The organism is Streptomyces sp. Ag109_G2-15 (genome assembly GCF_900215565.1).
GTDB lineage: Bacteria > Actinomycetota > Actinomycetes > Streptomycetales > Streptomycetaceae > Streptomyces > Streptomyces diastatochromogenes.
In genome coordinates this window covers 5,005,836-5,017,366 of sequence record NZ_OCNI01000001.1, presented here as the reverse complement: position 1 = coordinate 5,017,366, position 11,531 = coordinate 5,005,836, and the positions used below count along the sequence as shown (strand labels likewise).

Below are 11,531 nucleotides of genomic sequence, written 5' to 3'. Positions count from 1 at the left end.
GTCTGTGAGATTTCCGTGAGCAGTGAATCAGGACCCGGGCGGGTATTGGTGAGGTAAGCCTCATGTAAGTTAGGCCAGCCTCACCACACCGTTCCCGCTTGGAGCCTGCATGCGAGCCGTCCGACTCACCGTCACCGCCGCCGCCACCGTGGCCGCTCTGACCGCCATCACGGCGTGCACGGCGAAAAGCGACGCCAAGGACGGCGACGCGATCCAGGTGACCGCCGCCGACTCGAAGTGCGAGACCTCCGCCAAGTCGGTCCCGGCCGGCCAGGTCACGCTGAAGATCGAGAACAAGGGCTCGAAGGCCACCGAGGTCGAGATCCTCTTCCCGGACGACCGGATCGTCTCCGAGAAGGAGAACATCGGCCCGGGCACGAAGTACACGCTGACCGCCGAGGTGAAGGCCGGTTCGTACGAGATCGCCTGCGTCCCGGGCATGAAGGGCAAGGGCGTCCGGCAGAAGCTCACGGTCACCGGCTCCGGCAAGGTCGCGAAGCGCGACCCGCAGCTGGACAAGGCGGTCGCCGACTACCGCGAGTACGCCCAGGAGCAGGCCGACGCCACGCTGCCGCTCGTCGAGACCTTCGTGAAGGCGGTCAAGGACGGCGACATCGAGGCCGCCAAGAAGGCGTACGCCCCCTCGCGCCTCGGCTGGGAGCGCACCGAGCCGGTCGCCGAGTCCTTCGGTGACATCGACCCCAAGGTCGACGTCCGTGAGGACGGCCTGGAGGACGGCCAGAAGTGGACCGGCTGGCACCGCCTGGAGAAGGCCCTCTGGGCGGACAAGAAGATCGGCGCCGAGGAGAAGACCCTCGCCGACCAGCTGGTGACCGACCTGAAGGACTGGCAGAAGCGGGTCGGCAAGGCCGAGATCACCCCGACCTCCATGGCCAACGGCGCCAAGGAGCTGCTCGACGAGGTCGCCACCGGCAAGGTCACCGGCGAGGAGGAGCGCTACTCGCACACCGACCTGGTCGACTTCAAGGGCAACGTCGAGGGCGCGCAGAAGTCGTACGAGCTGCTGAAGCCGGTCGCCTCGAAGAACGACGCCGCGCTGACCACCGAGCTGGACAAGCAGTTCGCGGCCCTGAACACGCTGCTCGACAAGTACCGCACGGACAAGAACTCGTACGACTTCACCTCGTACGACAAGGTCGGCAAGGACGAGCAGAAGCAGCTCTCGGACGCGGTGAACGCGCTCGCCGAGCCGCTGTCCAAGCTCGCCGCCGCGGTTGTGAAGTAAGGGGAGACGGGACATGACCGAGACCCAGGAAGTCCAGGGCGGCTCCTCCCCCTCCCGCCGTGCGCTGATCGGCTGGGGCGGTGCCGGGCTCGCGCTCGGTGCCGCCGCGGCCGGCGGTGCCGTGGCGGCGGCCAAGGCGGGCAACGACGTGGATCCGGCCGCCGCCGAGGTGGGCGCCGCCGTGCAGTTCCACGGCGCCCACCAGGCCGGCATCGCCACGCCGGTGCAGGACCGGCTGCACTTCGCCGCGTTCGACGTGAAGACCGACAACCGCGACGAGTTCGTGCAGATGCTGAAGGACTGGACCGAGGCCGCGCGCCGGATGACCGCCGGGAAGGCGGTCGGCGAGGGCGCGTACGGCGGGCTCGCCGAGGCGCCGCCGGACGACACCGGTGAGGCCCTGGGGCTGAAGCCCTCGCGGCTGACGCTCACCATCGGCTTCGGGCCGTCGTTCTTCGAGAAGTTCGGGCTGTCCGGCAAGCGGCCCGAGGCCCTGGTCGACCTGCCCAAGTTCCCGGGCGACAACCTCGACCGGACCCGCACCGACGGCGACCTGTGCGTCCAGGCCTGCGCGGACGACCCGCAGGTCGCCGTGCACGCCATCCGCAACCTGGCCCGCATCGGCTTCGGCAAGGTCGCCATCCGCTGGTCGCAGCTCGGCTTCGGCAAGACCTCGTCGACGACTCCGGACGCCCAGACCCCCCGCAATCTCATGGGGTTCAAGGACGGCACCCGCAACATCGCGGGCACCGAGACGGACCGGCTGAAGAAGTTCGTGTGGGTCGGCGAGGGCGACGGCACGAAGTGGATGACCGGTGGGTCGTACCTGGTCGCCCGGCGCATCCGCATGCACATCGAGACCTGGGACCGGACCTCGCTGCAGGAGCAGGAGGACATCTTCGGCCGGGACAAGGGCGAGGGCGCGCCGGTCGGCAAGGCCAAGGAGCACGACAAGCCGTTCCTGAAGGCGATGAAGCCGGACGCGCACGTGCGCCTCGCGCACCCCGAATCCAACAACGGGATCACCATCCTGCGCCGCGGCTACTCCTTCACCGACGGCACCGACGGGATGGGCCGCCTGGACGCGGGCCTGTTCTTCCTGGCCTACCAGCGTGACGTGCGCAAGGGGTTCATCCCGCTGCAGCGGCAGCTGTCGGCGAAGGACGCGCTCAACGAGTACATCCAGCACGTGGGTTCGGCCGTCTTCGCCGTCCCGCCCGGCGTCCGGGACAAGGACGACTGGTGGGGCCGCACGCTGTTCTCCGAGGAGGCGTAGCCCGTGTTCTCCAACTACCTGATCGGCCTGCGCGAAGGCCTGGAGGCCTCGCTCGTCGTCTGCATCCTCATCGCCTACCTGGTGAAGACGGACCGCAAGGACGCCCTGAAGCCGATCTGGATCGGCATCGGCATCGCGATCGCCATCGCGATGGGCTTCGGCTGCGCCCTCGAATTCGGCTCGCAGGAGCTGACGTTCGAGGCGCAGGAGGCGCTGGGCGGCTCGCTGTCCGTCGTCGCCGTCGTCCTGGTCACCTGGATGGTGTTCTGGATGCGGCGCACCGCCCGGCACCTCAAGTCCGAGCTGCACGGCAAGCTGGACGCGGCCCTCGCCATGGGCACGGGCGCGCTGGTCGCCACCGCGTTCCTGGCCGTCGGCCGGGAGGGCCTGGAGACCGCCCTGTTCGTGTGGGCCTCCGTGCACGCGGCGAGCGACGGCACCCCGCGCCCGCTGATCGGCGTGGCGCTCGGCCTCGCCACGGCGGTCGTCCTCGGCTGGCTGTTCTACCGGGGCGCGCTGAAGATCAACCTGGCCAAGTTCTTCACCTGGACCGGCGGCATGCTGGTCGTGGTCGCTGCGGGCGTGCTCGCGTACGGCTTCCACGACTTGCAGGAGGCCAACTGGATCCCGGGCATCCGGGACCTGGCCTTCGACATCAGCGACACGATCGAGCCGGACAGCTGGTACGGCACGCTGCTGAAGGGCGTGTTCAACTTCCAGCCCGACCCGACCGTGGTCCAGGTCACGGTGTGGCTGCTGTACCTGGTCCCGACACTCGCGATCTTCCTCGCCCCGGTAGGGTTCGCCTCCGGGAAGGGGAAGGTGAAAGCACCTCATGACCAGGGAACGCAGCCGTCGAAGGCTCCGCAGGCGTGACCGGAACGCGCTCATAGCGGTCTCACTGACCGCCATGGCGCTGACGGCGAGCGGATGTGTGGTGGTGCACGGGGAGCGCGAGGTGCTCCCCGCCACCACCCGCGCCGAGGCCGCCAAGGCACTCACCCAGTTCACGGACGCGTACAACAAGGCCGACAAGGCCTACGACCGCTCCCTGGACAAGGACCACGTCACCGGCGCCCTCGCCGACATCGACGGCGCCCGGCTGAAGGCCGGGCACGCCAACAGCCCGTCGGGCAACGCGAACCACACCCAGCTCACGCTGACGGACGCCAAGTTCACGATCCCGAAGAAGGCCGGCTGGCCCCGGTGGTTCGTCGCGGACGCCAAGGGCAACATCGGGGGTGCGGGCGCCCGTTGGCTGCTGGTGTTCACCCGCGACGACCTCGGCCGGCCGTGGCAGGTGGCGTATCTGACGCTGGTCGCGGCCGGTGACGTACCGGAGTTCAAGAAGGACAAGGACGGCTGGGCCGAGGCCGTGCCCGCCGACTCCACCCAACTGGCCGTGCGGCCCGCCGATCTGAGCAAGGGCTACGCGGCCTATCTGAAGAGTGGCGGCACCACGTTCGCGGACGGCCGCAACACCAGCGGCTGGCGCTCGGACCGCGCGAAGGAAGCCAAGAAGCCGGGCCTGGTCCGGCAGTTCATCGACCAGCCGCTGACCCACGGCGACTACGCGCCGCTCGCGCTGCGCACGGCGGACGGCGGGGCGCTGGTGTTCTTCACGACGCACCACTACGAGAAGCGGACGGCGGCCCCGGGCACCACGGTGCCGATCCCGAACAAGGACGTGCAGGCCCTGACCAAGGGCGAGGTCAAGCAGTCGCTGACGCTGGAGTTCATCTCCAACGAGGCCGCCCTCGACCCGGCGGGCAGCGGCCAGGTGTCGGTCCTGGGCCGGCTCCAGGGCCTGACGGCCGCACAGGGCGAGTAGGCCCGGCCCCCTCGGGGACGGTCGGGCCTCAGGGCCGCAGGGGCCAGGCGGCGCTCGCGTGGTCGGGCTCCGTGCCGGCGTGGCGGGCGCAGGCGTCCGTGAGCGCCTCCAGCAGGGTCAGCGGGTCGGGCAGCGGATGCTCCGGGCCGCGGACCCAGCGCACCTGCTGGTCGTCGCCGGGCAGCCGGGCCGGCGGTACGAGGACGTAGGAGCCGCGGCAGTGCCAGCGCAGCCCCGGATGCTCGTCCATGGTCTCGGGGTGGCAGTCCAGCGCGCAGGGCCACCACTCGTCCTCGTCCTCGGGGGTGCCCCGGGTGAGGGTGAAGAACAGCATGCGGCCGTCGTCGCTCTCGGCGACCGGACCGACCTCCACACCGGTGCCGAGCAGCCGGTCCAGCGCCTCCCGGCCGGCCTCCAGGGGCACGTCGAGGACGTCGTGCACCATGCCGGTGGCGGTGATGAAGTTGGCCTCCGGCTGGTGCCGGGCCCAGCGCTCGAGCTGCGCGCGGTCCGTCGTGGACTGGGTCTGCCAGGCGAACGACACCGGGTGCCGGGCCGGGGTGGGACAGCCGACGCGGTCGCAGGAACAGCGGTAGCCGTCGGCGGGGTGCGCGGCGGGTGCCAGGGGCAGGCCCGCTGCGGCGGCGGCGAGCAGCAGGGCCTCACGACCGCCGTCGTCTGCGGCGTCCTCCTTCGGGCGGCGTCCGAGCAGCCACTGGGAGAGTTTGCCCTGCCGGCCGGTCCGGCCGCCGAACGTCGCGCTCATCTAGCCCCTCAGCCTCGTGGTCGCCTCGCTGTTGTGCCCGACAGCATGCCTTATCGTCCCATCTTCCGATGCTTCGGGGGGCCGGAGCCGGGATCCGGAGGAACCGGACGAGACGTGCGTCACAGCAGATCAGCGGGGGGCCAGGCCGTACAGGGCGTAGTCGACCAGGGTGTCGGTGTACGCGTACGAGATCGGCCCGGTGTGCTGCAGCCAGCGCTGGGCGAGCGGTGAGACGAAGAGTTCGAGGGCGATGCGCGGGTCGACGTCGGGACGTACCTGGCCGGTGTCCTGCGCGGAGCGCAGCCGGTCGACGTACAGCTGGAGCTGGGGTTCAAGGAGCTTGGTGACGAACTCGCGGCCGAGCTGCTCGTTGACCAGGCCCTCGGCGGCCAGCGCGCGGCTGGGCATCTCGAAGCGGGGGTCGAGCAGCTCGTCGACGGTGGCCCGCAGCACCGCCTTGAGGTCGGCGGCGAGGTCGCCGGTGTCCGGGATGGCGTACGACTCCTGCCCGGCCGCCCGTGCCGCCTGCTCGCCGAGGTCCAGGAAGGCCTCCAGCAGCACGTCCGCCTTCGACCCCCACCACCGGTAGATCGTCTGTTTGCCGACCCCGGCCCGGGCGGCGATCCCCTCGACCGTGGTCTTCGGATATCCGACCTCGCCGACCAGGGCGAGGGCGGCGTCGTAGATCGCCCGACGGGACTTCTCGCTGCGGCGGGTGGCGTCGGGGGCGGGCTTCTTGACCATGGGGTGAAACTAACAAGCCCCGTCGGCTACGCGGTCGGGTCCTGCGGCGGCCAGGCGTCGCCCCAGTCGGCGTCCCGGGCCGCCTTGTACAGGTCGCCGTGGCGCTTGGTGACCGTCGTGCGGCGCAGCTGCTCGTCGGCCTCGCACAGGTCGAGGAGCACCTGGCCCTTGCGGATCTGCGGGCGCCGGACCACCCGGGCGGGGGCCGGCTCGGCGGGCAGCCGGGTGGCGGCGACGTAGCTGAACTTCTCGTCCTCGTACGCCAGGGAGCCGCCCTTGACCTGGCGGTGCAGGGAGGAGCGGCTGACCCGGGCGGAGAAGTGGCACCAGTCCGTGCCGGGGACGATGGGGCAGGCGGCGCTGTGCGGGCAGGGCGCGGCGATGCGGAACCCGGCACGGATCAGGCGGTCGCGGGCCTCGATGATCCGGGCGTAGCCGGCCGGGGTGCCGGCCTCCACGATCACCACGGCCTGCGCGGCGGCCGCGGCCGCGTCGACGAGGGCGGTGCGGTCGGCCTCGGCGAGTTCGTTGAGGACGTACGACACCGTGACGAGGTCGGCGCTGTCGAGGGTGAGCGCGGTGCCGATGCGGGCGCGCTGCCAGCGGGCGTCCCGCAGCGCGGGGTTGGCCCGGGCGATCTCCCGGCCGAGGGCGAGGGCGGGCTCGGCCCAGTCCAGCACGGTGACGCCGCGCTCGCCCGGCCAGGTTGCGGTGACGGCCCAGGTGGCGGCGCCGGTGCCGCCGCCGACGTCGACGTGGCTGGCGGGGGTCCAGTCGGGTACGGCCGCTGCGAACGCCTCCAGGGCCGAGTGGACGGCCTCGAAGGTGGCCGGCATGCGGTAGGCGGCGTAGGCGGCCACGTCGGCTCGGTCGCGGAGGATGGGGGCGTCGGTGGGGGTGGCCCCGCGGTAGTTGGCGATCAGGCGTTCCACCGCTCCGGCTGCTTGCGTCGGGGGGAGGCCGTCGAGCAGGTCGGCCAGTGCGGTGCGGAGGGATTCGGCCGGGGATGCGGGGGCGTTCACCTGGCGATTGTATGGCTGGGCGGTGCTGGTGCCGGACTGCTGGGGGCTCCGCCCCCAGACCCCCGTTTCCCACCCACACCACCCGACTCGGTAGGCCGGAAGGCCAAGGTCGAGATCAGATCACCGCCCGCGCCAGATACGTGCCCAGTCTCGCCCTCGGTCCGCTGTCCGGTGCCCGGCGTCTCGGGTGGACCGTGTTCGCCAGCAGCACCAAGAACGTGTCCGTCCTCGGGTCCAGGACCAGTGACGTGCCCGTGAAGCCGGTGTGGCCCGCCGCTCCCCGGCCCGCGAGTTCGCCCATGAACCACGGCTGGTCCACCGTGAAGCCCAGGCCCGGTGGGGTCAGCAGGAGTTCCACGAAGTCGGGGCCGAGGATGCGCGCGGGGCCGTACGCGCCGCCCGCGAGCAGGGCGCGGCAGAAGACCGCCAGGTCGGGCGCGGTGGAGAAGAGGCCGGCGTGGCCCGCCACCCCGCCGAGCGCCCAGGCGTTCTCGTCGTGGACCTCGCCGCGCAGCATGCCGCGGTCGGCCTTGGCCCAGGGTCGCCGTTGGTCCTCGGTGGCCGCGGCGCCGGGGCAGGGGCCGAAGGCGGTCGCCGTCATCCCGAGTGGGCGGGTGATGCCGTCCTCGATCAGGACGTCGAGGGGGCGGCCGGTGATCCGCTCCAGGACGAACTGGAGCAGGATCATGTTCAGGTCCGAGTAGAGGTACCGGCCGGGCTCGGACGTGGGGGCCTCCGCGCGGAGCAGCGCGAGTCGGGCGGTGTCGTCCCGGCAGTCGTACAGCGGGAGTTCGGGGCGCAGCCCGGAGGTGTGGGTGAGCAGCTGCCGCACGGTGATGCCGTGTTCGGCGGCCGCGGTGAACCCGGGCAGGTAGGCGCCGATCCGGGCGTCCATGCCGAGGGTGCCGCGCTCGATCTGCTGGACGGCGGCGACGGACGTGAACAGCTTGGTGAGGGAGGCCAGGTCGAAGGGCGTGTCGACGCTCGTCGGGACCCGGGCGGCGGGCGGCAGTTCGACGCCGGTGTCGGTCTCGGGGTCGTAGGAGGCGTAGCGGACCGCCCAGCCCGCGGCCTCGGCCACGGCGATCACGGGGCCGCGTCCGGCCATGACGACGGCACCGGCGGCCCAGGGGCGTGCTCCGGTGGTGAGGGCGTGCACCTCGCCGGCCAGGCGCCCGAGTCCGGTGGGATCGAGCCCGGCGCGTTCGGGTGTGCCGACGCGCAGCTTCGGTGCGCTCAGTTGTCCTCTCCCTCCGACCCCGCACGGGTGTTCCAGGGACGGCACATTCCCACGAAGCAGGCCGCCGCTACCAGTGCGCCCGCCAGTTGGACGACCGCCATGGGCACGGCGGTGTGCTCTCCGGCGACGCCGACGAGCGGGGAGGCGACCGCTCCGACGAGGAACGAGGTGGTGCCAAGGAGGGCGGAGGCGGAGCCCGCGGCGTGCCGGGTGCGCAGCAGGGCGAGGGACTGGGCGTTGGGCAGGGTGATGCCCATCGCGGACATGAGGACGAACAGGGCGGCGGAGACCGGGGCCAGGCCGACCTCGCCGAAGGTGCCCGTGGTCATCAGCAGCAGCGCGGTCGCGGCGAGCACGATCACCGCGAGGCCGGTGCCGAGCACCTTGTCCAGGCTGACCCGGCCCACCAGCAGCCGGCCGTTGACCTGCCCGGCGATCACCAGCCCGACCGAGTTGACGCCGAAGAGCAGGCTGAAGGTCTGCGGGGAGGCGCCGTAGATCTCCTGCACGACGAAGGGGCTGGCGGACACGTAGGCGAACAGCGCGGCGAAGGCGAAGCCGCCGGCGAGCATGTAGCCGGTGAAGGGCAGGTCGGCGAGCAGGCCGCGCATCGAGCGCAGGGCCTGCCCCACTCCCCCGCCGTGCCGTTCGATGGGCGGCAGAGTCTCGGGCAGCCGCAGCCAGACGACCGCGGCGAGCGCGGCCCCGACCACGGTGAGGACGACGAACACGCCCCGCCAGTCCGTGACCCTCAGGATCTGCCCGCCGATCAGGGGCGCCACGATCGGCGCGACCCCGGAGATCAGCATCAGGGTGGAGAAGAAGCGGGCCATGGCCACGCCGTCGTAGAGGTCACGTACGACGGCTCGTGCGATGACTATGCCGGCCGCGCCCGCGAGGCCCTGGGCGATACGGAAGGCGACCAGCGCCTCGACGGTGGGCGCGAGGGCACACAGGGCGGTGGCGAGGAGGTAGACGGCGAGGCCGGTCAGCAGCGGGCGGCGGCGGCCCCAGCGGTCGCTCATCGGGCCCACGACCAGCTGCCCGAGCGCCATGCCGGCCAGGCACGCGGTGAGGGTGAGCTGGACGGTGGCGGCGGGGGCGTGCAGGGAGCGGGTGACCTCCGGCAGGGACGGGAGGTACATGTCCATCGCGAGCGGGGGTGTGGCGGTGAGGCCGCCGAGGACGAGGGTGACGAGCAGACCGGTGCGGCGGGTGGCGGCGACCGGGGCGGGTGCGGTGGTGGACTGGTGCTCCGTTTCCGGTGTCGGTGCCGCCGCGTGCTCGGGCATGTGCCCCTCCCTCTCCTACTGGATCGGCCTCTATGCTCGCAGCTCGTACACACTGCCGTGGCACACATGAACGAGGGCGGGGCGGGATGGCGGAGCAGAGCGTGCGGTGGGGGATCCTGGCGACCGGCGGAATCGCGGCCGCGTTCGCGGCGGACCTGGTGGACCTGCCGGATGCCGAGATCGTGGCCGTGGCCTCGCGCAGCCAGGAGTCGGCCCAGGCGTTCGCCGAGCGGTTCGGGGTGACGCGGGCCTACGGCGACTGGGAGTCCCTGGCCGCGGACGCGGACATCGATGTCGTGTACGTCGCCACCCCGCACGCGGCGCACCGGGCGGCGGCCGGGCTGTGCCTGGCGGCCGGGCGGAACGTGCTGTGCGAGAAGGCGTTCACGCTCAACGCCGGCGAGGCCGAGGAGCTGGTGGCGCTGGCGAAGGAGCACGACCGCTTCCTGATGGAGGCGATGTGGATGTACTGCAATCCGCTGGTCCGGCGGCTGAAGGCGCTGGTCGCGGACGGGGCGATCGGCGAGGTGCGCACAGTCCAGGCCGACTTCGGTCTGGCCGGTCCCTTCCCGCCGGCGCACCGGCTGCGGGACCCGGCGCTGGGCGGCGGGGCGCTGCTGGACCTCGGGGTGTACCCGGTGTCGTTCGCGCAGCTGCTGCTGGGCGAACCGGACGAGGTCGCCGCGCGGGCGGTGCTCTCGGAGGAGGGCGTCGATCTCCAGACGGGCGCGCTGCTGTCCTGGGAGAGCGGGGCGCTGGCCTCGGTGCACTGCTCGATCGTCGGCGGTACGGCGACCGCCGCCTCGGTCACCGGCTCACGCGGCCGGATCGACATCCCGTCCGGCTTCTTCCACCCCGACCGCTTCGTGCTGCACCGCGACGGCCGCGCGCCGGAGGAGTTCACCGCCGACCCGGCCGACGGCCCGCGCACCAGCCTGCGGCACGAGGCCGAGGAGGTCATGCGGGCGCTGCGGGCCGGCGAGAAGGAGTCACCGCTGGTGCCGCTGGACGGCAGCCTCGCGGTGATGCGCACGCTGGACGCGATCCGGGAGCGGATCGGGGTGCGGTACCCCGGGGAAGCCGCGGCGGTCGCCGTTTAGCCGTATGGCGGACACCTGATTCCGCATGGCGGACTTCCCGCCTACGCTGCGGAACCATGACTGACAGGCAATCGAAGATCGCGGTGGTGACCGGCGCCGGCTCCGGTATCGGGCGGGCCGTCGCCGTGGAGCTGCTGCGCGCCGGCTGGTCGGTGGCGCTGGCCGGCCGGCGCGTCGAGACGCTGGAGGAGACGGCGGCGCTGGTGCCCGAGGCGCCCTCGCTCGCCGTGCGCACCGACGTGTCCCGACCCGAGGACGTGGAGGCGCTGTTCACGGCGGCCGTGGACCAATTCGGTCGCGTCGACCTGCTGTTCAACAACGCCGGGACGTTCGGCCCGGGCGGGGTGCCCGTAGAGGACCTGTCCTACGACGCCTGGCGGCACGTGGTGGACACCAACCTCAACGGGGCGTTCCTGTGCGCGCAGGCGGCGTACCGGCGGATGAAGGAGCAGGACCCGCAGGGCGGCCGGATCATCAACAACGGCTCCATCTCCGCCCACACGCCCCGCCCGCACTCGGTCGCCTACACCGCGACCAAGCACGCGCTGACCGGCCTGACCAAGTCACTGTCGCTGGACGGGCGGCCGTACCGCATCGCGGTCGGGCAGATCGACATCGGCAACGCGGCCACCGACATGACGGCCCGGATGCAGACCGGAGCACTGCAGGCGAACGGGGAAGTAGCCCCGGAACCGGTGATGGACGTGGCCGACGTGGCACGCACCGTGCGGCACATGGCCGAGCTGCCGCTGGAGGCGAACGTGCAGTTCACGACGGTGCTGGCGACGGCGATGCCGTATATCGGCCGGGGTTGAGGACAGACCGGAATCCAAATCCTCAAGTTACACAAACGGAATTTCAACGTCCGCACTATTGCGGCCGGTCGGCCGCATATGCTCAACTTTCCTCCACAAGAGCTTCACACTTGGAGCACGGGGGTTCCGTAGCCACACCGAGGGGGGAGTCGGCAGTCGTTCCACCGGACCGGAGTTGGGGGTGGACCTCGCGTGGGAC

Annotated in this window: 11 protein-coding genes; 6 read left to right on the top strand and 5 right to left on the bottom strand. The window is 71.8% G+C overall.

All coding sequences use genetic code 11. From position 1 onward, the window contains the following. The first annotated feature begins 109 nt into the window (after positions 1-109). From efeO to CRP49_RS22495, 4 genes are read left to right on the top strand one after another with little or no spacing between them, the layout of a single operon-like run. The gene (gene efeO, locus CRP49_RS22510; RefSeq protein WP_097255021.1) at positions 110-1,246 is read left to right on the top strand and encodes an iron uptake system protein EfeO; all 1,137 of its coding nucleotides are present in this window, start codon (positions 110-112) and stop codon (positions 1,244-1,246) included. A 13-nt stretch (positions 1,247-1,259) separates the two neighbouring features. Further along, positions 1,260-2,522: an iron uptake transporter deferrochelatase/peroxidase subunit gene (gene efeB, locus CRP49_RS22505; RefSeq protein WP_097255020.1), complete on the top strand. Its 1,263-nt coding sequence runs from the start codon at positions 1,260-1,262 to the stop codon at positions 2,520-2,522. 3 nt (positions 2,523-2,525) lie between these two features. After that, positions 2,526-3,398, top strand: a complete 873-nt coding sequence (gene efeU / locus CRP49_RS22500; protein WP_097255019.1) for an iron uptake transporter permease EfeU — start codon at positions 2,526-2,528, stop codon at positions 3,396-3,398. After that, positions 3,358-4,353: a hypothetical protein gene (locus tag CRP49_RS22495; protein WP_097255018.1), complete on the top strand. Its 996-nt coding sequence runs from the start codon at positions 3,358-3,360 to the stop codon at positions 4,351-4,353. The genes efeU and CRP49_RS22495 overlap by 41 nt, the downstream gene beginning before the upstream one ends. Before the next feature lie 28 nt (positions 4,354-4,381). Here CRP49_RS22495 and CRP49_RS22490 read toward each other — a convergent pair whose 3' ends face one another. The 5 genes from CRP49_RS22490 to CRP49_RS22470 form a co-directional block, all read right to left on the bottom strand. Then, positions 4,382-5,119 (bottom strand): bifunctional DNA primase/polymerase, encoded by a 738-nt coding sequence (locus CRP49_RS22490; protein WP_097255017.1) that lies wholly within the window; start codon positions 5,117-5,119, stop codon positions 4,382-4,384. Between the two features lie 129 nt (positions 5,120-5,248). After that, positions 5,249-5,863: a TetR/AcrR family transcriptional regulator gene (locus CRP49_RS22485; RefSeq protein WP_097255016.1), complete on the bottom strand. Its 615-nt coding sequence runs from the start codon at positions 5,861-5,863 to the stop codon at positions 5,249-5,251. A 26-nt stretch (positions 5,864-5,889) separates the two neighbouring features. After that, entirely contained in the window at positions 5,890-6,885 is a 996-nt protein-coding gene (locus CRP49_RS22480) for a small ribosomal subunit Rsm22 family protein (protein WP_097255015.1), read from the bottom strand. Positions 6,886-7,000: 115 nt separating this feature from the next. Next, complete coding sequence (locus tag CRP49_RS22475; RefSeq protein WP_179851716.1) at positions 7,001-8,170, bottom strand: serine hydrolase; 1,170 nt, start codon at positions 8,168-8,170, stop codon at positions 7,001-7,003. Further along, positions 8,122-9,417, bottom strand: coding sequence for a multidrug effflux MFS transporter (locus CRP49_RS22470; RefSeq protein ID WP_097255014.1), 1,296 nt, complete (start codon positions 9,415-9,417; stop codon positions 8,122-8,124). The genes CRP49_RS22475 and CRP49_RS22470 overlap by 49 nt, the downstream gene beginning before the upstream one ends. A gap of 86 nt (positions 9,418-9,503) precedes the next feature. Here CRP49_RS22470 and CRP49_RS22465 point away from each other — a divergent pair, with 86 nt between their 5' ends. Both CRP49_RS22465 and CRP49_RS22460 read left to right on the top strand, forming a co-directional pair. Further along, the gene (locus CRP49_RS22465; protein WP_179851715.1) at positions 9,504-10,517 is read left to right on the top strand and encodes a Gfo/Idh/MocA family protein; all 1,014 of its coding nucleotides are present in this window, start codon (positions 9,504-9,506) and stop codon (positions 10,515-10,517) included. A 56-nt stretch (positions 10,518-10,573) separates the two neighbouring features. Further along, the gene (locus CRP49_RS22460) at positions 10,574-11,332 is read left to right on the top strand and encodes an SDR family oxidoreductase (protein ID WP_097255013.1); all 759 of its coding nucleotides are present in this window, start codon (positions 10,574-10,576) and stop codon (positions 11,330-11,332) included. The last annotated feature ends 199 nt before the right edge of the window (positions 11,333-11,531 follow it).

Coding starts and splice junctions, on each gene's coding strand:
- CRP49_RS22490 (WP_097255017.1), bottom strand. CDS start 5,119: ATGAGCGCGACGTTCGGCGGCCGGACCGGCCGGCAGGGCAAACTCTCC.
- CRP49_RS22470 (WP_097255014.1), bottom strand. CDS start 9,417: ATGCCCGAGCACGCGGCGGCACCGACACCGGAAACGGAGCACCAGTCC.
- efeO (WP_097255021.1), top strand. CDS start 110: ATGCGAGCCGTCCGACTCACCGTCACCGCCGCCGCCACCGTGGCCGCT.
- CRP49_RS22495 (WP_097255018.1), top strand. CDS start 3,358: ATGACCAGGGAACGCAGCCGTCGAAGGCTCCGCAGGCGTGACCGGAAC.
- CRP49_RS22460 (WP_097255013.1), top strand. CDS start 10,574: ATGACTGACAGGCAATCGAAGATCGCGGTGGTGACCGGCGCCGGCTCC.
- efeB (WP_097255020.1), top strand. CDS start 1,260: ATGACCGAGACCCAGGAAGTCCAGGGCGGCTCCTCCCCCTCCCGCCGT.
- CRP49_RS22485 (WP_097255016.1), bottom strand. CDS start 5,863: ATGGTCAAGAAGCCCGCCCCCGACGCCACCCGCCGCAGCGAGAAGTCC.
- CRP49_RS22465 (WP_179851715.1), top strand. CDS start 9,504: ATGGCGGAGCAGAGCGTGCGGTGGGGGATCCTGGCGACCGGCGGAATC.